The sequence below is a fragment of the Roseateles sp. genome (assembly GCF_047654805.1).
Lineage (GTDB): Bacteria > Pseudomonadota > Gammaproteobacteria > Burkholderiales > Burkholderiaceae_C > Pelomonas.
Genome location: NZ_JASGIV010000001.1, coordinates 4076936 through 4100022, shown reverse-complemented (window position 1 = coordinate 4100022; position 23087 = coordinate 4076936). Strand labels below are relative to the sequence as shown.

Sequence of the window (23087 nt, the reverse complement as noted above, 5' to 3'; positions counted from 1 at the left end):
GGTTTTTCGGCAGTATGCAAGCGCACGAACCGTGTTGTTATCCCCGGGTCGGGGTGTCTGTGGGAGACCTAGCGGAAGTCGCGGCTTTCCGTCGGCAGCCGCCCCAAAAGCGGATTCAGGTTCGTGAAGCCCTGCGCCAGCAGGTGGCGCACGTCGCCGTCTCCGCGCTGCCAGATGCCTTCCACGGCCAGTAGCCGCGCCCCGAGGATGATGCTGCGGTGTGCCTCGTAGACCTTGTTCCAGACGATGACCTGCACGTTGCCGGTCTCGTCTTCCAGCGTGACGAAGAGCGTGCCCTTGGCGGTCTGAGGCTTCTGCCGGCCGGTGACGATGCCGCAGGCCTTGGCGCGGCGGCCGCTCTTGACGCGGTCGAGCTGTTTCGCCGTCAGCCAGCCCTGGCTGGCCAGGCGCGGGCGCAGCAGTGCCAGCGGGTGACGGCGCAGCGTGAGACCGGTGGCGGCGTAGTCCCACAGCACCTCCTCGCCCTCGGCGGCCGCCGGCAGGACGAGGTTGTCCTCGGGCAGCAGGCTGCCCTGCAGCAGCTCCGGCATCGCCTGTAGCGCCGAGGCCTGCCAGACCTGTTGGCGGCGGTGACCCGCGAGCGAGGTGAGGGCATCGGCTGCGGCGAGGTGCTGCATGTCTGCCTGCGTGAGGCGTGCGCGATAGGACAGGTCCTGCGGATGGGCGAAGAGGCCATCGCGGGCGCGTGCGGCTTCCATGCGCTGGGCTGCTTGGTCGCCCAGGCCGCTGACGAGGCGCAGGCCCAGGCGGACGGCGGGCTGGCGCTCGCCGGGGCGCGGCTCCAGCGTGCTGTCCCTGTCGCTGTGGTTCACGTCGATGGCGCGCACCTCGACATCGTGCCGGCGCGCGTCCTGGATGAGTTGGCTGGGTGTGTAGAAGCCCAGTGGCTGCGAGTTCAGCAGTGCGCACAGGAAGGCCGCAGGTTCGTGGCACTTGAGCCAGGAACTAACGTAGGTCAGCAGTGCGAAGCTGGCGGCGTGGGATTCGGGGAAGCCGTAGGAGGAAAAGCCCTTGATCTGCCGGAAGATGCGCTCGGCGAACTCGTCTTCGTAGCCGTTCTTGCGCATGCCGAGTATGACCTTGTCGTAGTACTTCTCCAGCACGCCGGGACGCTTCCATGAGGCCATGGCGCGCCGCAGTTCATCGGCCTCCCCGGCGGAAAAGCCGGCCGCGATCATCGCGATCTGCATGACCTGCTCCTGGAAGATGGGTACCCCGCAGGTGCGGTCGAGGGCCGCCTCCAGTTCACGCTTGGGGTACTTGATCTCGCTCTTTGGAAGCAAGCGATTCTTCAAGTAGGGGTGCACCATGCCGCCCTCGATGGGGCCGGGCCGCACGATGGCGACCTCGACCACGAGGTCGTAGTACTTGCGAGGCCGCAGCCGTGGCAGCATGGACATCTGCGCCCGGCTCTCGATCTGGAAGACGCCGATGGTGTCGGCCGCGCAAATCATGTCGTAGGTGGCCGTGTCGTCTTGCGGGATGGTGGCCAGCTCGTAGGCCTTGCCGCGTATCGGCTGGAGCAAGTCGAAGCAGCGCTTGATGGCCGTGAGCATGCCCAGTGCCAGCACATCGACTTTCATCATGCGCAGTTCGTCGATGTCGTCCTTGTCCCATTCGATGACGCTGCGGTTCTCCATCGTCGCGTTCTCTATGGGCACCAGGCGTTCCAGCGGTCCCTCGGTCAGCACGAAGCCGCCGACATGCTGGCTCAGGTGGCGCGGCAGGCCATTGAGTTGGCGGCCTAGCGTGATGAGCTGTTGCAGACGCGGGTCATCGTCGGGCAGGCCCAGCTGCTGCAGCAGCGCGGCGCGATGGTCCTCGGGCAATACCTGGCCGGGCCAGCCGCTGTGGTCCTTGCTCATGATGTCGAGTTGCGCTTCGCTGAAGCCCAGCGCCTTGCCGACGTCTCGGACCGCGCTCTTGGGCCTGTAGCAGATGACGACGGCCGTGAGCGCGGCACGGTCGCGGCCGTACTTGTCGTAGAGGTGCTGTATGACCTCCTCGCGGCGCTCATGCTCGAAGTCGACGTCGATGTCCGGCGGCTCGTTGCGCTCGCGACTGATGAAGCGCTCGAACAGCAGCGTGCTCTCTTTGGGATCGACCGAGGTGACGTGCAGGCAGTAGCAGACGACGCTGTTGGCCGCAGAGCCTCGCCCCTGGCACAGGATGCCGATGCTGCGCGCAAACTGCACGGTGTCGGCGACGGTCAGGAAGTAGTGCTCATAGCCAAGGTCTTCGATCAGACGGAGTTCATGCTCTATGCGATGGCGCCATTTCTCGGGCAGGCCGTCGGGCCAGCGCAGGGAGGCGCCTTCGTAGGTCAGGGCTCGCAGGTGCTGGTTGGCTGTACGCCCGGGGGGGACGACTTCGCTGGGGTAGCGATAGCTGATCTCGTCGAGCCTGAACGTGCAGCGCGCGGCCACGTTCAGTGACTCGGCCATCAGAGCCGCCGCGTGAATCTGCGAGATGCGGTAGCGGCTGCGCAGGTGCCTCTCCGCATTGGGCTGCAGATCGAAGCCGCACTGAGCTACCGTGCGGCCGAGCCGTGTGGCCGTCATCACGTCCTGCAAGGCCTTGCGTGAGCGCACATGAAAGTGCACGTCGCCGGCCGCGACGAGGGGCAGAGCCGTCTCTTCTGAGAGTGCCTGCAGGCGCTGCAGCCATGGCGCGTCGCTGGCCTCGCGCATCAGTTCGGCGGCAATCCACGCGCGGCCGGCGAAGTGGCGCAGCAGCCAGTGCGCAGGGGCGCTCAGTTCAGCGTCGCCGGCCTCGCGCGGGAGCACGAGCAGGGCCAGGCAGTCGTCCAGTTTCTCGGGTGCGATCTGGCGCCAGTGCAGCATGTATTCGCCCTTGACGGGGCTGGCGCGACGCAGCCGCGTGATGAACTGGCTGAGGTTTCCGTAACCGTTGAGGTTCTGTGCAATCAGTACGAGCTTGAAGCGTGGCGTGCCGGCATCGTCGCGGACGAGGAACTCGCTGCCGACCAGCAGTTTCATCAGCTGTGGCGGTTCGACATCGTCTTCGGGGATGCCGGCCAGCCGCGCCTCGGCCTTCGCTTCGTGGTGGGCCGCTTCTCGCATCTCGCGCAGCTGCTTGTGCGCGCGAACGACGCCGGCCAGCGAGCACTCGTCGGTGATGGCCAGCGCCTCGTAGCCTTGCGTGACGGCGCGTTCCACCAGCTCCTGAGGTTCGGACGCGCCGCGCAGGAAACTGAATGCCGTCAGGCAGTGCAGCTCGGCGTAGCGTGGCAGCTCGCGGGGCGTGGGGTGGCGGCCGGAGGTGCGCGACGCAGCAGCGGTCGAGGTGCCGAGAGGCGCTGCGTCGGCTACGCGCCGCATGTCGGCGTCCGAAGCGATGCCGAGCTGGCGCAGCTCATGCTGGTGTTCCTCACGGTTCGACAGGGGCGGACTCATGCGAACGTTCCGTGGAGAAACCAGCCGGATGAGGCTGCCGCCGCATCCGGCAGGCGCTCGCGATAGACCCACAGCAGTCCCCGCGCGGCGCTGCGGTAGACGTAGTAGTCGCGCGTCTGCAGGCCGTGACGTTCCCACCAGCCGGCCTCTATGCGATGCGGGCCACTGATGCGGCTCAGTGGCCCGCAGTAGGTGGGCTGTTCGCGTGCGTCGCAGCGCAGCGGCTGCGGCGGCTCGATGAGCCAGGTGGGCTGCGGCCCCGGCGGGCGGCGGACCGGCGCGCAGGCGTCTGCGGGCCAGGGGTGCCAGCTCTGCATGCGGTCCAGGCGATGGTCCTCGTGCAGCCGACCCTCCAGCACGTGGTCAGGGTCCAGGCGCGCGGAAAGCCGCTCCAGCAGCGCGTTCGTCGTCGTGCGCTCTTGCGGCTCGCCGGCGCCGGGCAGCAGGCCGGCACTCAGCTCCTGCAGCGGCAGGATGGTGTCGGCACTCAGGCTGATTTCGCCTGCCGGAGCGGCCAGCGTTGTGCGGGACAGATGCTCGCCAAGCAGGCGCGTGAGGCGGCACAGGTCGCGCGTCGTGTCGGCCGTGGCCAGGGTCAGTTCACCGCTGTTGGCCACGTCACGCGCGCGCATCGCGTCGTGCTGCCAAGCCAGGCGCAGCGTGCGCACCCCGGCATGGCGCGCGGTGAGGAAGGCGCAGAGCTGGCGCAAGAGCTGTTCGGCAAAGTGCAGCAGCACCGGCGCATGCTCGACCCGCCAAGGCAGCTCCAGCCGCGCGTCGAAGCGGTCGGGCAGCGTCAGCCAGTCGTGCACCTCGGGCAGGCCGCCGTAGGCCTGGTCCAGCGCGGTCAGCAGCGCAGGGCCGAAGCGCCTGGCGATTGCTGCGCGCGGCAGTCTGCGCAGCTCGCCCAGGCGCTGGCAGCCCAGACGGGCCAGCATGGCATGGTGGGCGTGCGCAGCAGTGAGGGCCTGTAGCGGCAACGCATCCAGCTTCTCGCAGAGCCGATCCGGCTGCGGCGTGCCAGGGCAGCGTGCCAGTGCGAGCGCCGCCAGCGCGGTCGGCGCCCAGGCCATGGTGCCCAGGGCTAGTCCGGCCAGCTCGGCTTCGGCCCGCAGTCGCAGTCGCAATGCGCGCGCGCCGCGGAACAGCCGCAGGCTGGCCGACATCTCCGCAACGACCGCCTCCTCCAGCCGTGCGACACGCGGCGTGAAGCTCAGTGCCAGCCAGGCCAGGGCGTCGATGTCACCGGCGGGCGCATCAGGCGTGCTGCAAAGTGCGAGCCAGCGCATCGGCGCGCTCCGTCGGTGGGCTGTCTGGCGTGGGAGCAGGGGCCGCTGCCGGCTGGGGCTTGCGCTTGGCCTGCGTCAGCAGCGGTTCGACCGCACCCGGCACGGCGGGGAGTTGCAGCCAGCCCTCGTGCGCAGGCCCTCGGCGTTTGAGCAGATGCACCTGCAGCTGCCAGGCGTCGCCGGGCTGCACGATGAGGCGCAGCGGTGCGGCCGAGGACTGCTGGGCCGCGCGCTCCGGCCGTGCCACAAAGGCTGGTGCATCCGAGCCCAATGCGCAGACCTGCAAGCGCCGGATCTGCTCAGGCCGCGCCTCGGGAAGCCAGGCCAGCACGGCCACGCGCGACTTGATGGCCTGCTCGGCCGCCCAAAGCTGCTGGGCTGGCGTTGTGGTCTTCACCCAGATCAGTGCCGATGGCGGCAGCCCCAGTGCCTGCAGGCCCGGCAGATGCGGCGTGTGTGGCGGATTGACTAGCAGCAGTGAGCGCAGCGCGGGCGCGGCGGCGCGCGTCCTGCGGGTCGGGAGCATGGCCGGCCCGGCCTGGGCCGCCCACCAGCTTTGCAGGGCTGGCGCCAGCAGGCGCCACTCCAACACGCCGAATTGCGGCATCAGCAGTTCGGTGACGGCCTGCAGCGGCCAGCCACCGCCGGGCAGTTCGGCATCAAGCGCCGCGAAGCCGCTGGGCAGCGCCGCCTCGACGGTGGAGCCCAGGCTGCTGCCGCGCCACAACCGGCCCTGCAGGCGAGCGTCGTCCAGTGGCAACTGGCCAAGCCGCGGGAGACTGCCGGGCGGCACAACGGAGGCTGGAATGGCGGCGAAAGCGGATGGCATGGCCGGACGGCAGACGTGGCGGAGGGAGAAAACCGGAGCCTGGATGAGACCACAATACTGTGTATTTATCCAGTATATTCTGCCAATCAACCGGCGAGGTGGCTAGCATTGCAGGCCTCCCGCCCCTTCGAAGTCTGCCGTCCCAGGAGCTTTCCATGCCGATGAACGACTATCTGGTGCTCTCCCGCGGTCAATGGGATGCAACGACCAGCCCGCAGGATGTGCAGGCCGCCATCGATGCGTTCTATGTCTGGTACGAGCAGGGCCTGGCCCAGGGGCGGCTCAAGCCCGGCAGCCGCCTGGAGCAGGGCGCGCGCATCGTCGCGCAGGGTCTGGTCACCGACGGCCCCTTTGCGGAGACCAAGGAATGGGTGGGCGGCTACTGGTTCATCGTCGCCGAAACACTGGAGCAGGCAGCGGCGATCGCCGCCGAGAACCCCTGCCTGCGGTTCGGCCTGACGCTGGAGATCCGCCCGCTGGACGCCACCCGTGCCCACGTGACGGTGCCTACCAACGAGACCCCTGCCAACTGGCGTTAGGCGAAGCCGTCGCCGTCGAAGTCCACGGCGTCTTCGTCCCGTACGAGTGTTGGAGTCGCGTCCCGGGGTTTCATCGCCTCGAGCTGCTCGCGCAGCTTGGCGACCTGGTCCAGCCAGTAGTTGGGCGTGCCGAACCAGGGGAAGGCGAGCGGGAAGGCCGGGTCGCCCCAGCGGCGCGCCAGCCAGGCGCTGTGATGGATCATGCGCATGGTGCGTAGCGGCTCGATGAGGCGCAGCTCGCGGTCGTCGAACTCGGCGATTTGCTCGTAGCCGTCCAGCACGGCGTTGAGCAGATAGCGGGCGGCGTCGGGCTCTTCGCTTGAACTCGGCAGCAGCATCCACAGGTCCTGCACGACGGGGCCGGCGACGGCGTCGTCCAGGTCCACGAAGTGCGGGCCGCGGTCGGGCGTCCACAGGATGTTGCCGGGATGGCAGTCGCCGTGCAGGCGAGTGAGCTGCAGGTCGGGCAGGCCGTCGAAAGCACCCTGGATGGCGGCAATGCAGCGCTGCGCAGCGTCGTCCCAGGCGGGTGCGATTTCGGGCGGGATGGCGTCGTTGGCCATCAGCCAGTCGCGCGCTGACTCGGCCGGTGCGGCGCTGGCCCAGGACAGGCGTTCGACAAAGGGCTTGCTACGGCCGACGCTGTGCAGGCGCGCCAGCAGCCGGCCTATCCAGCGCAACACCTCAGGATCTTCCAGCTCCGGTCCGCGGCCTCCCTGACGCGGCGTGACGGCCAGCCGCTGGCCCTGGTGATGGAACAAGGTAGAACCCCCGGCCAGCGCCCATGGTGCGGCGACGGGCACCTCGGCTGCGGCGAGCTCGGCGGCGAAGCCGTGCTCCTCGAGGATCTGGGTATCGCTCCAGCGTGCCGGGCGGTAAAACTTGGCGACGGCTGCGCGGCCGTCCTCCAGGTGCAGCATCAGCACGCGGTTCTCGAAGGAGTTGAGCTGCAGCAGCCGGCCGTCGGCGCGCAGGCCGGCCGCGTCCAGGGCATCGAGCATGAACTCCGGCGTCAGGTCGCCGAAACTGAGGTCAGGGATCGCGTGGTGCATCCGGCGAGTGTCGCCGGATCGGTTCAACCCCTGCGGGGGCGCTGGGTGGCGTAGCGCGGTGCGTCGACAACGACGCCTACGATGTCGTCGAGCATGGCTTCGTCGTCGGCATCATCCAGCACGGGCAGGCTGCGCGGGTTGTAGCGCGGGGCTGCGTCAGCGTCGCGTGCGGACAGGCGTCGCTGCTGCTGGGGCGGCACGGTCTGGATCGGCGCACGTGCATAGCGCTCGCCATAGCCTTCGACACCGCCGAAGACGCTGGCGTCCTGCCAAAGCGGCAGGGGCTGGGAGAACTGGCCCCAGTCGCTGCCGAATTCATCCTCGCCCATGCTGGATCGGCGTCGCGGCAGGCCCGGCATCGCGGCTGGCGCGGGCAACGGGCCGCGCGGGTTGCTGCCCTGGGGCACGAGCAGCTGCAGTTCGGCGACGCTGGGGAGCTGGTCCATCGCGCAGCGCAGATAGCGTACGCGGCAGGCCGACAACACCGCATGCTTGATCTGCAGGCTGCGCGGCGTGACACCACGCTCACCCTCCAGGTCGATGGCGGCCAGCACGCGGCCGTTGGGGCTGCAGACGGCGAAGGTCACATGCGAGGCGCCCAGCAGGTCGAACCAGTAGCGCACTTCCTTGGCCTCTGTCGGCTGGCAGAAGCGCACCAGCGGCAGCTTGGACAACACGACGTGGTGCGGCAGGGCCTCGCGCAGCAGGCGGAAGACGCGCCGTTCGTCGGTCGTGAAAACCGGTCTAGCAGTGAGTGACCACTCTGCCGGAAGCCCTTTATTGGCGTACGCCGGCCGCCGCAGGGCCCAGATCAGGCTGATGGCCAGACCCAGGACGCAAACAGCCAGGGCGGCGATCCAATAGATGGCGTACGGCATGTCCCTCGAGGAGTTCGGCGGCGACGCCGATCCTCGGCGCAATGGTCGGGCAATGTAGCTCAGCGTCCCCTAAAGGCATTACTCGCAAGTCCCGATTCCCCCGGGCCTGAGGGGGAGCATGTCCGGGAAAAGGTCATCGACCAATCATTTATTCTTTTGCTGCCCGACCTGGGGATTCGAAATGAGCTTTCACCTCGGCCACGCTGTCGACAAATCCACTCAGCACCTGGGCCTGGCGCTTGAACTGGAAGTCCAGTTCACCCAGATGCCGCTCCAAGGCCTGCTCGACCTGGGAGCCGAAGGAGTCCGGGGGCAGGCGCAGCCAGGCCGCGGATTCGCCGCCGTCACGTTCGACGATGGCGCCAGCCGCCGTGGCGATGCGCAGCATGGGCCGGTTCTCGCTCAGGGCGTGGATGAAGAGAGTGTCTATGCCGCGGTTGCGCGCATGCAGGGCGGCGGTGTCGAATAGGCGCCGGCCCAGGCCTCGGCCGCGCGACTGAGGTAGCACGGACACGCCGAATTCGGCCATCGTGCGGTCTGGTTCACCGGGCAGCGACTGGCCATAGGCAAGGTGAGCCAGTGCGGTCAACTGCAAGTGGCGGTTGAAGATGCCCAGTACTTCGTCTCGGGAGAAGTCGATGCCCAGGGCGTACTTGTGGATCTGTTCGTCCGAAGCCGGGTAGCCGAAGCGCAGGTAGCGATCCTGGGCATCGAGCGCCAGCAGATGCTCTGCGATGCGGCGGCGGTGGCGGCGGGCCAGAGAGCGGATGGGTACCCAGGTCGACAAGCGTTCCAGCGCGGCCCGGGCATCTGCCAGCGGGCCTGTTGGTTCTGGCGTGGCTGCCGGCGCGGCGGGGGAGAGCGTAGGCGCGTTCGGGTCCGGGCCGAAGGCCGACAGCTCGTGATCCCAGTCCCCGGCCGCTTTCGCGGGCGGGTCTGAGGGGGCGGCGGACTTCTTTCGGGGCATGATTTGGCCGGGGCGATGTGCCAAGAGTAACGCGCCATGGCCTTACAAACCACCGCCCGAGCTGCTACACTCATGGGCTTTTCCGTTAAAGGGCTGCGGGAAAGAGGGCCGAGGCGCGCCTAAAAGCGCGCTGCGCCGAGAGGTTGTGCAACAGACACAGCACCGAGGCCGGTCGAAGTTTCAGCCATCCATTGCCGGCTTTCCTCATCAGAAGGCCGGTGCAGCGAAAGCAACTCTCATGAAGACCTTCAGCGCCAAGCCGGCCGAGGTGACGCACGAGTGGTTTGTGATTGACGCCACCGACAAGGTGCTCGGACGTGTTGCCAGCGAAGTGGCACTCCGTTTGCGCGGCAAGCACAAGGCCATCTACACGCCTCACGTCGACACCGGTGATTTCATCGTCATCGTCAATGCCGACAAGCTCCGTGTGACCGGCAACAAGGCCACCGACAAGGTGTACTACCGTCACAGCGGCTTCCCCGGCGGCATCTACGCCACGAAGTTCAAGGACATGCAAGCCAAGCACCCCGGCCGCGCGCTGGAGAAGGCCGTCAAGGGCATGCTGCCCAAGGGCCCGCTGGGTTACGCCATGGTCAAGAAGCTGAAGGTCTACGCGGGTCCCACGCACCCGCACACCGCTCAGCAGCCCAAGGCTCTCGAGATCTAAGGAACGGCCATGATCGGAAACTGGAATTACGGTACTGGCCGCCGCAAGTCGTCGGTCGCTCGCGTCTTCATCAAGAAGGGCACGGGCCAGATCATCGTCAACGGCAAGGCCATCGACGCTTACTTCGGTCGTCAGACCTCCATCATGATCGCCAAGCAGCCCCTGCTGCTGACGAACAATGGCGAGGCCTTCGACATCAAGGTGAACGTGCATGGTGGTGGCGAATCCGGCCAGGCCGGCGCCCTGCGCCTGGGCATCACCCGCGCGCTGATCGACTACGACGCCGCCCTGAAGCCCGAACTGAGCCGTGCCGGCTTCGTCACGCGCGATGCGCGTGAAGTCGAGCGTAAGAAGGTCGGTCTGCACGGCGCCCGTCGTCGTAAGCAATTCTCCAAGCGTTAATTTCTGCGCTTCGACGTCAAAAGGCCGCTCCATGCGGCCTTTTGTTTTTGGGCCGACAATCCCCACATTCGTTTCTGGACAGATTCAAGGAGCCCCGCCATGAGCGCCGTGCTTGATACCCCCACCGACATCCCTGTGCCCCTGGTCTTCACCGACAGCGCCGCCGATAAGGTGCGCGACCTGGTGGCCGAGGAGGGCAACCCGGACCTGAAGCTGCGTGTCTTCGTGCAGGGTGGGGGCTGTTCGGGCTTCCAGTACGGCTTCACCTTCGACGAGGCCGTCAATGACGACGACACGCAGATGCAGAAGAACGGTGTGACGCTGCTGATCGACTCCATGAGCCTGCAGTACCTGATGGGCGCCGAGATCGACTACAAGGAAGACCTCCAGGGCGCCCAGTTCGTCATCAAGAACCCGAACGCGACCACCACCTGCGGCTGCGGATCGAGCTTTTCGGTCTGAGCGTGTGTCGCCCACGACCTTGCGAAAGCCGCCTCTGGGCGGCTTTTGTGTTTCTTGAGCCATGACATCCAAGCCGACACCTCCCTCGACGGACCCGCAGCAGGAGCGCGCGCTGAAGCTGCTGCTGTGGCTGGTCGCCGTCGGTTTCTTCATGCAGACGCTTGATGCCACGATCGTCAACACGGCATTGCCGGCGATGGCGGCCAGCCTTGGCGAGAGTCCGCTGCGCATGCAGTCCGTTGTCGTCGCCTATTCGCTGACGATGGCCATGTTGATTCCGGCTTCCGGCTGGATGGCCGACCGCTTCGGCATGCGGCGCATCTATGTCGCCGCCATCTTGCTCTTCGTGCTGGGCTCAGTGCTGTGCGCCGTCGCGAGCAACCTGACCCTGCTCGTGACGGCTCGTGTCGTACAGGGGCTGGGTGGGGCGCTGCTTCTGCCTGTGGGCCGGCTCGTCGTGCTCAGGACTTTCCCGCGCGAGCGATTCCTGCAGGCGATGAGCTTCGTCGCCATTCCCGGCCTCGTGGGTCCGCTCGTCGGCCCTACGCTGGGCGGTTGGCTCGTCGAGGTGGCCTCATGGCACTGGATCTTCCTCATCAACGTGCCCGTGGGCGTCATCGGCGCGTTGGCGACGCTGCGCTACATGCCGACGCCCGCGCCCGCGACGGTGGGCCGCTTCGATCTGGCAGGCTATCTGCTGCTGGCCTTTGGCATGGTGTCGCTGTCACTCGCGCTGGACGGCCTCTCGGGCCTGGGGTTGCGTCAGGCGTCCGTCCTCGTGCTGATGATCTTCGGCCTGGCCAGCCTCACGGCCTATTGGCTGCATGCGCTGCGCCGGCCCGACCCGCTGTTCTCTCCCCACCTGTTCCAGCTCGGCTCGCTGCGCATTGGTCTGCTGGGCAATCTGTTTTCCCGGCTGGGCAGCTCCTGCATGCCCTTCCTGATTCCACTGCTGCTGCAGGTCACCATGGGCTACTCGCCCGCCCAGGCCGGCATGATGATGCTGCCCGTTGCCATCGCCAGCATGTCAATGAAGAAGCTGACGACGCCGCTGATCACGCGCCATGGCTATCGCCGTGTGCTGGTCGTCAACACGCTGCTTGTGGGCCTTGCGATGGCCAGCTTCGCGTTCTCGTCGCCGGACCAGCCACTCGCTGTTCGCATCGTGCAACTGGCTCTCTTCGGCGCGGTGAACTCGCTGCAGTTCACCGCGATGAACACGTTGACGCTGAAGGACCTCGGACCGGCGATGGCCAGCAGCGGCAACAGCATGTTGTCCATGGTTCAGATGCTGGCAATGGGGATGGGCGTTGCCGCGGCTGGCGCCGTGCTGGCGGCGTTCACGGCTTTCTTCGGTGGCGAGGGCGCGCAGACGCTGTCGTCCTTCCGCGCCACCTTCGCGACGATGGCCTTGATCACCATCGCGTCGGCGGGCATCTTCTGGCAGCTTGATGCTCGAGATAGTGCCGTCGCGGCCGGAGCTACGGAGCGGAACGTGGAGGCCGGATAGGCTAGGCCGGGTGGAGGGCCCCCAGCAGCCGCGGTCCGGCGGCGCCAGTGACCGCTGGCAGATTGCCGGGCAGTCGCTCGACGAAACGATGCGCCAGCCAAGCGAAGGCGGCGGCTTCCACCTGATCCACCGGTAGGCCGCGCTGCGCGCTGGTCTGAACGGTGACGCTCGGCAACAGCTCCGCCAGGCGCCGCATCAGCCGACCGTTCAATGCACCGCCGCCGCAGGCGATGAGTGTGCGTGCGGCTGGCATCTGGGCCTTCAGGTCGTCCGCCACGCAACGGGCGCTGAGTTCCAGCAGCGTGGCCTGAACGTTCTCGGGGGCGAGCCCGGGCGTGAGCTTCGCATCCAGCCAGGCCAGGTGGAAAAGGTCGCGGCCGGTGCTCTTGGGCGCAGGCAACTGGAAATAGGGCTCGGCCAGCAGCGCGGCCAGCAGATCCGGCAGCACATGGCCGGTGGCGGCCCAGGCACCGTCGGCGTCAAAAGCGAGGCCGCGGTGGCGGGCGATCCAGCCGTCCATCAGGCAGTTGGCCGGCCCGCAGTCGAAGCCGCCGGTACGGCCGTCGGCGAAGAGCAGGCTGAGGTTGCTGATGCCGCCGAGGTTCAGCGCGGCGGCGTCCCAGTCCGGCATGCCGAACACGGCGCGATGGAAGGCTGGCACCAGCGGCGCGCCCTGGCCGCCTGCGGCAATGTCGCGGCTGCGCAGATCGCAGACCACGTCGATGCCGGCCTGCTCGGCCAGCAGCGCGCCGTTCAGCAACTGCGTCGTGTAGCCATCGAAGCCGCCGGGCTGGTGGCGCACGGTCTGGCCGTGGGCGCCCAGGGCGGCTACTTGCTCGCGCCGGACGCAGGTCGCCTCCAGCAACTGCGAGACGACGTCAGCATAGGCGCGTGCCACCGCGTTGGCGGCCAGTGCGGAGCGATGCAGTTCATCGGCCCCAGGGGTGTTCAGCGCCAGCAGCTCGTCGCGCAGCGCCGCGGGAAAGGGGGAGTGCACATGGCCGATGACGGCCAGCGAGCCGACGTCGAAGAGCACGCCGTCAACGCCGTCGAGGGATGTCCCCGACATCAGCCCGATGTAGAGCCGGCGCGGCTCAGTCGGCTGCAGAGACACCATCCATCGTTTCGGCGACGGCCAGCTGGGTTTTGACGCTGGCGACGGTCTGCTGGAACTGCGCCCTGGCGTAGCCTGGCAAGGTGATGGCCTCGGACGCACGCGCGATGGCGCGCGGGTCCATGTGGCGGCCGCCAACGCGGAACTCGAAGTGCAGATGCGGGCCGGTGGCCCAGCCGGTCGAGCCGACAGCGCCGATGCGCTGCCCCTGTTCGATGCGCTGGCCCTTCTTTACGTCGATCTTGCTGAGGTGGGCGTAGACCGTGCTGCGGTCGCCGCTGTGGCGCACCTGTACGACGTTGCCGAAACCGTTCTGCCAGCCGGCCACCTCGACGGTGCCGTCGCCCACGGAGCGCACAGCCGTGCCGGTCGGTGCACCGTAGTCGACGCCGTTGTGCTGGCGCCAGGTCTGCATGATGGGATGGAAACGCATCGCGAAGCCGGACGTGATGCGCGAGAACTCCATCGGGCTGGACAGGAAGGCACGGCGCTTGCTCTGGCCATCGAAGCCGTAGAAGCTGGCCTTGCCGCTGGCGCTATCCTTGAAATAGACCGCCGAATAGGTCTTGCCGTTGTTCGTGAACTCCCCGGCCAGCAGGCGGCCGACACCGCCATCCCATTGGATAGGCTCCCCGTCGGCGGTCAGTACTTCGTAGACGATGCTGAAGCGGTCGCCCTTGCGCAACTCGCGGTGAAAGTCGATGTCACCGGAGAACATGTCGGCCATCTGAGAGGCGATGGCATCGGGGATGTTGGCGTCGTCGGTGGCGGCAAACAGCGAGGTGCGGATGGTGCCGCTGCCCAGCGCCACCTGGGCCTGCAGCGGCGCAGTCTCGGTGCTGGCGCTGAAGCGTGCGCCGTCGCGGGCGATGGTGAGGCGGGTGAAATGACTGCCCTGCTGCTCGACCTTCTCTGCGGGGAAGCGCACGACGATCTTCTGCACCTGCCCCGAAGCGTCGGCTGTCAGGTGGACCATCTTGCCGGCGCGGCCCTGGAAGACGCGGCGGGCCAACGGGTCGGTGCGCAGGAATGCGGCGGCAGCCGGGTCGAAGGCGCCGGCGCGCTTGAGCAGGCTGTCCGGGGTGTCGCTGGAGCGCGTGGCTTCGGCGCGGGTCAGGCCGATGGCATGGCTGGCGAGTTCGTCGAGCTGGCTCGAGATGTCGGCCATGGGCACGGTCTCGACCAGGGTGCGACGGGGCAGTTCTGCGGCATCCGGCGCCAGCGGCGCGATGCCGAAGGCGGTCACTGCAAAACAGCTCAGCGTGCCGACGACTGTGGCGGTCAGCGCGCGCGGATGCCTGGCGGCAAAGGTTTCGGCGCTTTTCAGCGCCGTTTGAAGCTGATGGAGACGTTTCTGGACTGCGGTCACGCTCGGCATCCCGGGGTTGTCGCTGGGGCAATCCCGGCTGGGCCGGTTCCACGCGAGGGCCAGCAACAAGGCGGCCTTAAAATCCTGACGGTTGTGTTGAAGCAACACCCCCGATTCGAAGGGTGAATTCTAACGGCATTGTCTTCCCCGGCATGCCGGTTTACCCCGATGGATCAATAACTTAACACTTTCGTTCGGCTTGTTGCCGAACGCGCTGCGCCATGTCCGACGCTCCCCAATTTCCCGTCACCGATGCCGTTCTTGAGGCCCTGGCCATCACGCGCCGTGGCGTCGACGAGCTGCTGCCCGAGGCCGAATGGACGAAGAAGCTGGCACGTTCGGCTGCGACGGGCGTGCCCCTGCGCATCAAGTTGGGCTTGGATCCGACGGCGCCGGACATCCATGTCGGCCATACCGTGGTGCTGAACAAGATGCGCCAGCTGCAGGACCTGGGCCACGAGGTCATCTTTCTGATCGGCGATTTCACCTCGCTGATTGGCGACCCCTCGGGTCGCAACGCGACTCGCCCGCCACTGACCAAGGAGCAGGTGCTGGCCAACGCCGAGACCTACTACGCCCAGGCCAAGCTGGTGCTGGACCCGGCGCGTACGGAGATTCGCTACAACTCCGAATGGAGTGAGCCGCTGGGGGCGGCCGGCATGATCCAGCTGGCCAGCAAGTACACCGTGGCCCGCATGATGGAGCGTGACGACTTCACCAAGCGCTTCCAGAGCAACACGCCCATCTCGGTGCACGAGTTCCTCTACCCGCTGATGCAGGGGTATGACTCCGTCGCGCTGAGAAGCGACCTGGAGCTGGGCGGTACGGACCAGAAGTTCAATCTGCTGATGGGGCGCCATCTGCAGCAGGAATACGGCCAGGAGCCGCAGTGCATCCTGACCATGCCGCTGCTGGAGGGGCTGGACGGCGTCGAGAAGATGTCCAAGTCCAAGAACAACTACGTCGGCATCACGGAGCCGGCCAACAGCATGTTCGCCAAGATCCTGTCGATCAGCGATGTGCAGATGTGGAAGTGGTTCGAGCTGCTCTCCTTCAAGTCCATCGTCGAGATTGCTGCACTCAAGGCCGAGGTGGAGGGGGGACGCAACCCCAAGGACGCCAAGGTCATGCTGGCCAAGGAGATCACGGCGCGATTCCACAGCGCGGCGGCGGCAGATGCGGCCGAGGCCGATTTCAACAACAGGGCCAAGGGCGGCATTCCGGACGAGATTCCGGAAGTGCGGTTGAGTGGCGCGCCCATGGGCATCGCCCAGGTGCTGAAGGCGGCCGGCCTCGTCGCGTCGACGAGCGAAGGTCTGCGCATGATCGAGCAGAGCGGCGTGCGCCGCTCGGGCGAGGTGATTTCAGACAAGAGCCTGAAGCTCGACGCCGGTGAGCATGTGCTTCAAGTCGGCAAGCGCAAGTTCGCGCGGGTCGTGCTGAGCTGAGGCGACGCGGCGGCGCTAGGCCTGCCAGACCGCGTAGCCCGCCTCCCTCAGCCCGATGGCCAGCTCCACTTCCAGCTCGCAGGCGGCGCCGTATGGCATGGGGTTGTAGAACTCGTAGAGCTCTGGCACCAGGCGCACGCCGTACTTCAGCACGAAGCGGTTGGCCTGTACGCCGGCCATGTGCCTGTCGAATCGCAGGTCGGGGTCCAGGCCGGTCATGCCTACGTAGAGGCACGGCTTGACCACGTCATGCTGGGGGTTGGCCTTGCGGAAGGCGGGCTCGTTCCACACTTGCTCGGACAACAGCACGACGTAGACGTGATGGTGATCGCGGGGCTGTCGGCGCGGCGGCATGCAGCGGATTGTCCGTCGGCCCTGCGGATGACCCGATCCGCCTGAAGGCGTGCAGGAAGCCGCCTTGTCAGCCGTGTCCGATTTCTTGCCGTCCGTGTCCACGGAGGTTTTGCCTCTCCCACAATGAACCAACTTCAAGGGGGCGGCAATGTCGGATCCTCAGTTGGGGCAGGAGGGCTCTCCCGTGGCGGGCGGTGACGCGGGCGTCGAGCGATCGGGGGACGCGTCGGCGGTCGTGGCGCCTGAGGTGCATGCCCCTCCCGGGCCGCCGGTGTCGGCCGAGCAGCGACGCGTGATGTTGCACATGCCGGTGGATGTGCGCGGCCTGTCGCTGGCCGTCATCGCAACCATCCTGAGCCTTTACGCGCTGCAATGGTCGCGGGACGTGATGGCGCCCATCCTGTCGGGCGTCATCCTCAGCTATGCGTTGGCGCCTCTGGTGTCGAGGCTGCAGCGGCTGCGCGTGCCGCGCGCGTTGGGTGCGACAGCCCTGCTGTGCGCCATCGTGGGCATGCTGTCCTGGGGCGCCTCCGCGCTGGGCGGGCAGGTGGACGCGCTGATCGACACCGTGCCGGCCGTCACGCAGCGGGTGCGGGAGATCTCGCAGCGAATCGCGGGCCGTGAGTCGACGCTGGAACGCGTGCGCCTGGCCGCGGACGATCTGACGGCCGCCGCCAGCGTTGCAGCGTCGACGAGCGCATCGTCTGGCGCCCCCGCGCCGTCCAGCGCTTCGAGGTCCGCGCCGGCGCGCAATCCGGCCAGGAACCCACCACTGGCAACTCCGCCCGAGCATTCGATCGACGTGCGCAGCTATCTAGTGACGGGCACGCTGGGGGCTGTGTCATTCCTGACCAAGCTGTCCATCGTGCTGCTGATGGCGCTGTTCATCCTCGCTTCGGGCAGCAGCTTCAGGCGCAAGATGGTGAAGCTCGCCGGCAAGAGCTTCACACAGAAGAAGGTGACCGTGGAGACGCTGGACGAGATCACCTACCAGATTCAGCGCTATCTGCTCGTGCAACTGGGCGTGAGCGTTGTGGTGGGCGTGTGCACCGGCTTCGCCTTCATGATGCTTGGGCTGTCCAACGCCGGTGCCTGGGGCCTGGCCGCGGGGCTCACCAACCTCGTACCGTATGTGGGCGCCGCTGTGCTGAGCGGAGGGGCCGCCATCGTCGCGCTGGTGCAGTTCGGCACGCTGGAGATGGCACTGGCAGCGGGCGGCGTGTCACTGCTCATCCATGCCATGGCCGGCAACGTGCTGACGCCCTGGTGGACGGGGCGTGCCAGCAAGATGAGCCCGGTCGCCGTGTTCGTCGCGGTACTGGTATTCGGCTGGCTGTGGGGCGTGTGGGGGTTGCTGCTGGGCGTGCCCATCCTGCTGGTCGTCAAGTCCGTGTGCGACCACGTGGACGACCTGAAGCCGGTCGGGGAGCTGCTTGGGCCATGACCCCGAAAAACAAAGGGAGGCCGAGGCCTCCCTTGTTGGTTCACGGCTTCACCGGCCTCAGGTAAGGCCCCGGCTTCACGACCGGAACGGGCTGCTCGGCGATGCGTTTCTTCAGCTCCGCGATCGCAGCGTCCAACTGCGCGTCCTGGCCCAAGAAGGTGGCACGTGGCGGGTTGTCGACGTCGATATCCGGCGTCACGCCCACGCCCTCGATGAGGAAGCGGCCCTCGGCATCGATCTGTCCCGTCTCGGCGGCACGCATGATGCCGTTGTCGATGAGGCGGTTTTGGTCCGACAGCCACACGCCCGCACCCGAGCTGCGCTTGCCGATGACCGGGCCGAGCTTGAGGCGCTTGAAGCCCTCGGCGAAGGTCTCGCCGTCGCTGTAGGTGTCCTCGTTCATCAGCACCACGGTGTGGCCGCGATAGACGTTTTGCATGTTGGGGTTGACCGGCGTGCCGGCGGGCGAGCGTGGCTGCCAGAAGGCCCAGGCGCGGCGCAGCAGCTTCTCCAGAATCCAGCTGTCGATATTGCCGCCGTTGTTGTAGCGCACGTCGATGATGAGGCCGTCGCGGTCACTGGCGGCGTAGAACTCGCGCACGAAGTCGGCAATGTCAGCCGGCCCCATCGCGCGCAGATGCACGTAGCCGATGCGGCCCTGGGCCGCCTGCTCGACGGCACGGGCCCGGCTGACGCGCCAATCGTTGTAGCGCAGCTGGTTCTCTCGCATCTGCGTCACCGGCGTGACGATGCGTTGCACCGTCTTGCCGTCGGCCAGCCGCACGTCCAGCAACACCTGGCGGCCGGCCTGACCGCGCAGTTGTTCCAGGATGTGCGGCGCATCGGCGGTGGCGCGGCCGTTGATGGCTGTGATGATGTCGCCCACCTTCAGGTTGACGCTGGCCGCGGCAAGCGGTGGCGCCTCGGACGGCAGTTCGGCCTCATGGCCGTAGATGGCGTCAATGCGCCAGCCGTCCGGCGCCTTGGAGAAGCGCCCGCCCAGGCCGGCCAGGCCCGGTTCGTCAGGCGCGGTCCTGGTGTCACCCGCGCCGATCTGGCTGTGCAGCGCACTTACTTCGCCCACCATTTGGGCCATCAGCTCGGCCAGCTCGAAACGATCGGTCACGCGGTCCACGAGCGGTTCGTACTTGGCGCGTACGGCCGCCCAGTCGACGCCGTGCATGTCCTTGTCGTAGAAGTGGTCGCGGTGCATGCGCCAGGCGTCGGCGAACATCTGCTTCCACTCGGCGCGCGGCTGCGTGGCGATCTGCCAGTCGCTCCAGCGCACCTGCGACTTGCCAAGCTCGGCCGGCAGCTTGGGCGCGGCGTCCACGATGAGCACCTCCGGCGCTGCACCGCCGCTGGCGTTGCGAACCACCATCAACTTCTTGCCGTCGGCGCTGACGTCGTAGGTGCGCACGTCGCTTGCCAGGATCTCGGCCGAGCCGCCCTGGTTGTCGATGGCGATGGATCTGAGCTGGCTCTTGCCGTCCAAGTCACGGTCCAGGAACCACAGTCGCTTGCTCTCGGCGCGAAGCGCACGGTAGTTGCCGGCCGGCACGGGCAACTCGTACAGGCGCTCGGCCAGCCCCTCGAAGACGATGGCCGGCCTGGCCGGCTTCTTGTCTTCCGGTTTCTTGTCCTTGTCGTCGGGCTTGCGTTCGGCCGGTTCCTTGTCGGTGGCCTTGCGGTCCTGCGCGCGCTGCTCCTCGGCCTTCTTCTCGGTGGCGGACTCGAGCTCGTCCTTGGGCGCGAACGGCGAGCGCAGGCCCGGTTGCAGCGCCAGCGCGTAGAGCTTGGTGCGGAAGCCGAAGAAGGGCCCCGTGTTGCGGTCACCCCAGGGAGAACCGTTGCCGGTGGTCTGGAAGTTGCGGGCCGACGCGAGGTAGAGCCACTGGCCATCGGGGCTGAACGTGGCGCTGCCACTTTCGTAGCGATCGCTGGTCAGAGTGTGTGTGCGGCCGTCGGGCAGATGGTGCAGTTGCAACTGCTCGCGGTTGGCATTGCGCAGAGGCAGCGTCCAGGCCAGCGTCTGGCTGTCGGGACTCCAAGCCTGCAGATCGGGCACGCCGGGCAGCTTGCCACGGCCGAGCTCGCGCGTCGCGCCCTTGCCAGCGGGGGCCTTCAGGTCCGTGAGCCAGATGCGCCCTTCCTTGTCCGTATGCGCCAGCCATTTGCCATCCGGCGACGGCAGCATCGCTCGGCGCTGCATCGCGCCGCCGCTGGTGAGGCGCTCGGGCCGGCCGCTGCCGTTGGCGGCAAAGCGCCAGACCTCCTGCTCGCCGCTGAAGTCGCAGAACGCCAGCACGCTCTTGCTGTCGCTGGTGAACTCGGCTTGCTTGCAGCGGCCGTCGGCCGGTTGCGGCAGCTCCGCACGGCGCAATTGCTGCACGCCCTGCGTTGCGAGATGGCCCCGGGCTGACAGCAGCACACGCTCGCCGTTGGGTGCGAAGGCCGTGTCGACGAGGAAGTCCTGCGGCTTCTTGATCCAGCGCTCGCGCTGCTGGTCGAAGTCACCGCCCAGTGTCACGTCCAGCTTGCGTGGCGTGGCGGATTGCGCCAGATCGACGAGGTAGAGGTCGGCCCCGAGCGCGTAGACGACGCTGCTGCCGTCGATGGACGCATGGCGGATGTCCCATCCCTTGTGCGTGGTGTGCTGGCGCAGGTCGCCGCCTTGGGCGTTGACCGACCAGAGGTTGACCGTGCCGTCGCGGTCTGACAGGAAGGCGATGCGCTCCGCCCCACCAATGCGATAGGGCAGCGGCCGGCGGTCGTTGTTGCCTTCGGCAAGCAGCGGCCGTGCCTCGGCATTGCTGTTCAGGTCCAGCGCCCACAGCCGTGCGATGGCACCGCCGCGGTACTGGCGCGCGTTGTCGCTGCGCAGGCCGCTGCGGGTGAAGTACAGGGTCTTGCCATCTGCGCTCAGCGCGGCGTCGCTGGCCTGGCCTACGGGCAACTGGCGGCGCTGGCCGGTCTTCACGTCCAACACGAAGAGCTGCGAACCGGGGCGGGCGTCAAGGCTGGTGTAGAGGATTTCGTCCTTGGCCGTGAAGCCCCAGACGCGCATGCCGCCGCCTTCCCAGGTCAGGCGCTTGGGCACGCCGCCTGTGGCGGGCATCAGGTAGATCTCGGTGCCGCCGTCGTACTGCGCCGTGAATGCCAGCCAGCGACCGTCGGGCGACACGGCGGGCTGGTTTTCCTGGCCCGGGTGAGTGGTCAGCCGCTGGGCCTCGCCGCCGGCCAGGCCGACGCGCCATACGTCACCCTCGGCGACGAGGTAGATCTGCTCGCCTTGAAGGGCGGGCTGACGGTAGAAGCCGGCGGCGCCGGCCCAGGCGGCGGTGCTCGCGGCAGCAAGCAAAGCGGTCGTGGCCGAAAGGGCGGCCAGACGGAAACGTGGCATTCAGGGTCTCCTCGAAGAGGCGTGATTGTCTTGTGGCCAGACGAGGCAGAGATTCGTCATGGCGCTGGGGTCGCGTGGCAGGCCGAAGCGGTGGGCGCTACCCCCGATTCGCGGGGCAGGATTCATCGTATTGACCCATTCTGACGCGATAGTCAAAGTTCTTCCTGTCCTTCAACACGCCCCTGGAGAACGCACGCATGTCCCCCAAGTTCCTGATCGCCTCGGCTGGCCTGCTGGCCGCCCTGTCCGCCCATGCCAGCCTGTCGGTGGGCAGCTCGGCTTTCACCTACGGCCAGACCTTTGACAGTCTGGCGACCACCGGCACGGCCAACGCCTGGGTGAACGACGGTACGCTGGCGGGCTGGAGCCTGTTCAACGGCACGACCGCGCTGACCACCTACCGCGCCAGCACCGGCACCGACAACGCCGGTGCTGCCTACAGCTTCGGTTTGTCCGCCGACCGCGCGCTGGGCACCATCGCCAGCGGCACGGTGGCCAACCCGACTCTGGCCCTGGCCTTCACGAACAACAGCGGCGCCGCGCTGGACAGCTTCACGCTGCACTATGACGGCGAGCAGTGGCGCAATGGCGGCAACACCGCCGTGCAACAGCTGACCGTGCAGTACGGTTTCGGCAGCAGCTTTGGAGGCGTGACGACCTGGATCAATGCCGGCACCGGCTTCGACGTGAAGTCGATCGTCAACACCGCCTCCGGCGCCGCCGTGGACGGCAACGTGGCTGGCCTGAGCGCCAACCTGGGCGGCACGATCAGCACGAACTGGGCGGCTGGCGACACGCTGTGGATCCGCTGGAACGACGTCAACGACGCTGGCAGTGACCATGGTCTGGCCATCGACAACCTGAGCTTCAGCGTCACGGCTGCGGTGCCTGAACCCAGCACCTACGCGATGCTGCTGGCCGGCATCGGCGCCATCGGCTTCATGGCGCGCCGTCGCCGCGCCTGAGCGGACCCCGCTTCGATCTAGTTCGACGGCCCCTCGCGGGGCCGTCGGCGTTTTCAGGCTGCGATGCCCGCCGCGACCTGGCCAGCCGGCACATGGGCTGCAGCGCTCTCGACGTGGCCGGGCTGATCGTCGAAGAAGAAGTCCGGCTCAAACTCGCGCAGGAACTCGCCCTTGTCCAGGCCGCCGAGGAACATCGCCTCGTCGACCTCGATCTGCCAATCCATCAGTGTGCGGATGGCGCGCTCATGGGCCGGCGCGCTGCGCGCGGTGACCAGGGCCGTGCGCACGCGCATGCCCGGTGCCTGCTGCAGCCGGTGCAGGGCTTCCAGTACCGGCTTGAACGGCCCGGCTGGCAATGGCTGGTGCGCGCGCTCGCTCTCGTGCTCGCGGAAGGCTTCGAGGCCGTCGCGCTGGTAGACCTGCTCGGCCTCGTCGGAGAACAGCACGGCGTCGCCGTCGAAGGCGATGCGCAGTTCATCTGGATGCTCGGCCGAGGCCTGGCGCGACAGCGGCATCACACGCGCTGCGGCAACGCCGGCCGCCAGCGCCTGCCGCACGTCGGCGTCGTTGGCTGACAGGAAGAGCTGGGCCGACAGCGGCCGCAGATAGCGCCATGGCGCCGCCCCGCGCGTGAACACGCCGCGCTCCACCGCGAGGCCGTAGTGGGCTGCCGAGCGGAACACGCGCAGGCCTGAGATGGGGTCATTGCGCGACAGCACGACCACCTCAACCCGCTGCACACCACCAGCATTGAAGGCCAGGAGCTTCTTCACCAGCGAGAAGGCCACGCCGGGCTGGGCGGGCGTGTCGAGGAGGCGCTGTTGCAGCGCCATGTAGGCGTGATCGTCCTCGGCCTCGAAGACCTGGTTCTCGGCCTCGAAATCGAAGAGGGCGCGCGACGAGATCGCCACGACGAGTTGACCACTGAGGCTGGCTGGCATGGCTGCCGATGATATGG

At 67.5% G+C, this 23087-nt stretch carries 19 protein-coding genes; 8 read left to right on the top strand and 11 right to left on the bottom strand.

Annotation, left to right across the window (positions count from 1 at the left end; translation table 11 throughout):
* Positions 1 to 68 precede the first annotated feature (68 nt).
* The 3 genes from QM732_RS18575 to QM732_RS18565 are packed head-to-tail and all read right to left on the bottom strand — an operon-like array spanning position 69 to position 5555.
* Positions 69 to 3437 carry an error-prone DNA polymerase gene (locus QM732_RS18575; RefSeq protein WP_415657577.1) on the bottom strand — a complete coding sequence of 1123 codons (3369 nt, stop codon included), beginning with the start codon at positions 3435 to 3437 and terminating at the stop codon, positions 69 to 71.
* Positions 3434 to 4726 carry a DNA polymerase Y family protein gene (locus QM732_RS18570; RefSeq protein WP_415657576.1) on the bottom strand — a complete coding sequence of 431 codons (1293 nt, stop codon included), beginning with the start codon at positions 4724 to 4726 and terminating at the stop codon, positions 3434 to 3436. The genes QM732_RS18575 and QM732_RS18570 overlap by 4 nt, the downstream gene beginning before the upstream one ends.
* Complete coding sequence (locus tag QM732_RS18565; RefSeq protein WP_415657575.1) at positions 4695 to 5555, bottom strand: recombinase RecA; 861 nt, start codon at positions 5553 to 5555, stop codon at positions 4695 to 4697. The genes QM732_RS18570 and QM732_RS18565 overlap by 32 nt, the downstream gene beginning before the upstream one ends.
* 155 nt (positions 5556 to 5710) lie before the next feature.
* Here QM732_RS18565 and QM732_RS18560 point away from each other — a divergent pair, with 155 nt between their 5' ends.
* Positions 5711 to 6094, top strand: a complete 384-nt coding sequence (locus tag QM732_RS18560; RefSeq protein ID WP_415657574.1) for a YciI family protein — start codon at positions 5711 to 5713, stop codon at positions 6092 to 6094.
* On the opposite strand, the gene QM732_RS18555 is transcribed toward QM732_RS18560, so the two are convergent.
* The 3 genes from QM732_RS18555 to QM732_RS18545 form a co-directional block, all read right to left on the bottom strand.
* Positions 6091 to 7146 (bottom strand): serine/threonine protein kinase, encoded by a 1056-nt coding sequence (locus tag QM732_RS18555; RefSeq protein WP_415657573.1) that lies wholly within the window; start codon positions 7144 to 7146, stop codon positions 6091 to 6093. The genes QM732_RS18560 and QM732_RS18555 overlap by 4 nt on opposite strands.
* A 23-nt stretch (positions 7147 to 7169) precedes the next feature.
* Positions 7170 to 8024 carry a DUF2726 domain-containing protein gene (locus QM732_RS18550; protein WP_415657572.1) on the bottom strand — a complete coding sequence of 285 codons (855 nt, stop codon included), beginning with the start codon at positions 8022 to 8024 and terminating at the stop codon, positions 7170 to 7172.
* Between the two features lie 148 nt (positions 8025 to 8172).
* Positions 8173 to 8991, bottom strand: coding sequence for a GNAT family N-acetyltransferase (locus QM732_RS18545; RefSeq protein ID WP_415657571.1), 819 nt, complete (start codon positions 8989 to 8991; stop codon positions 8173 to 8175).
* A gap of 238 nt (positions 8992 to 9229) precedes the next feature.
* Between QM732_RS18545 and rplM the strand changes: the two genes are divergently transcribed.
* The 4 genes from rplM to mdtD all read left to right on the top strand — a co-directional run bounded on the left by rplM (position 9230) and on the right by mdtD (position 12032).
* Positions 9230 to 9658: a 50S ribosomal protein L13 gene (rplM, locus tag QM732_RS18540; RefSeq protein ID WP_088482271.1), complete on the top strand. Its 429-nt coding sequence runs from the start codon at positions 9230 to 9232 to the stop codon at positions 9656 to 9658.
* Positions 9659 to 9667: 9 nt separating this feature from the next.
* Positions 9668 to 10060, top strand: a complete 393-nt coding sequence (gene rpsI, locus QM732_RS18535; RefSeq protein ID WP_415657570.1) for a 30S ribosomal protein S9 — start codon at positions 9668 to 9670, stop codon at positions 10058 to 10060.
* A gap of 99 nt (positions 10061 to 10159) precedes the next feature.
* Positions 10160 to 10522 carry an iron-sulfur cluster insertion protein ErpA gene (gene erpA, locus QM732_RS18530; protein ID WP_268167289.1) on the top strand — a complete coding sequence of 121 codons (363 nt, stop codon included), beginning with the start codon at positions 10160 to 10162 and terminating at the stop codon, positions 10520 to 10522.
* A gap of 61 nt (positions 10523 to 10583) precedes the next feature.
* On the top strand, positions 10584 to 12032 hold the full coding sequence (gene mdtD, locus QM732_RS18525; RefSeq protein WP_415657569.1) for a multidrug transporter subunit MdtD: 1449 nt from the start codon (positions 10584 to 10586) through the stop codon (positions 12030 to 12032).
* Position 12033: 1 nt separating this feature from the next.
* On the opposite strand, the gene QM732_RS18520 is transcribed toward mdtD, so the two are convergent.
* Together QM732_RS18520 and QM732_RS18515 are read right to left on the bottom strand one after the other, a co-directional pair.
* Complete coding sequence (locus QM732_RS18520; RefSeq protein ID WP_415657568.1) at positions 12034 to 13149, bottom strand: anhydro-N-acetylmuramic acid kinase; 1116 nt, start codon at positions 13147 to 13149, stop codon at positions 12034 to 12036.
* Complete coding sequence (locus QM732_RS18515) at positions 13127 to 14515, bottom strand: peptidoglycan DD-metalloendopeptidase family protein (protein WP_415657567.1); 1389 nt, start codon at positions 14513 to 14515, stop codon at positions 13127 to 13129. Before QM732_RS18515 ends, QM732_RS18520 begins: the two co-directional genes overlap by 23 nt.
* A 221-nt stretch (positions 14516 to 14736) precedes the next feature.
* Between QM732_RS18515 and tyrS the strand changes: the two genes are divergently transcribed.
* Positions 14737 to 15963 (top strand): tyrosine--tRNA ligase, encoded by a 1227-nt coding sequence (gene tyrS, locus QM732_RS18510; protein ID WP_415657566.1) that lies wholly within the window; start codon positions 14737 to 14739, stop codon positions 15961 to 15963.
* 15 nt (positions 15964 to 15978) lie between these two features.
* On the opposite strand, the gene QM732_RS18505 is transcribed toward tyrS, so the two are convergent.
* On the bottom strand, positions 15979 to 16317 hold the full coding sequence (locus QM732_RS18505) for a hypothetical protein (RefSeq protein WP_415657565.1): 339 nt from the start codon (positions 16315 to 16317) through the stop codon (positions 15979 to 15981).
* A gap of 148 nt (positions 16318 to 16465) precedes the next feature.
* Between QM732_RS18505 and QM732_RS18500 the strand changes: the two genes are divergently transcribed.
* Positions 16466 to 17761 carry an AI-2E family transporter gene (locus QM732_RS18500; protein ID WP_415657564.1) on the top strand — a complete coding sequence of 432 codons (1296 nt, stop codon included), beginning with the start codon at positions 16466 to 16468 and terminating at the stop codon, positions 17759 to 17761.
* A 40-nt stretch (positions 17762 to 17801) separates the two neighbouring features.
* Here the strand turns inward: QM732_RS18500 and QM732_RS18495 are convergent, their stop codons facing one another.
* Complete coding sequence (locus QM732_RS18495) at positions 17802 to 21164, bottom strand: S41 family peptidase (protein ID WP_415657563.1); 3363 nt, start codon at positions 21162 to 21164, stop codon at positions 17802 to 17804.
* 197 nt (positions 21165 to 21361) lie between these two features.
* On the opposite strand from QM732_RS18495, the gene QM732_RS18490 reads away from it, so the two are divergent.
* Positions 21362 to 22129, top strand: a complete 768-nt coding sequence (locus QM732_RS18490; protein WP_415657562.1) for a PEP-CTERM sorting domain-containing protein — start codon at positions 21362 to 21364, stop codon at positions 22127 to 22129.
* A gap of 53 nt (positions 22130 to 22182) precedes the next feature.
* On the opposite strand, the gene QM732_RS18485 is transcribed toward QM732_RS18490, so the two are convergent.
* Positions 22183 to 23070 carry a 5'-nucleotidase gene (locus QM732_RS18485; RefSeq protein WP_415657561.1) on the bottom strand — a complete coding sequence of 296 codons (888 nt, stop codon included), beginning with the start codon at positions 23068 to 23070 and terminating at the stop codon, positions 22183 to 22185.
* Between the last annotated feature and the right edge of the window lie 17 nt (positions 23071 to 23087).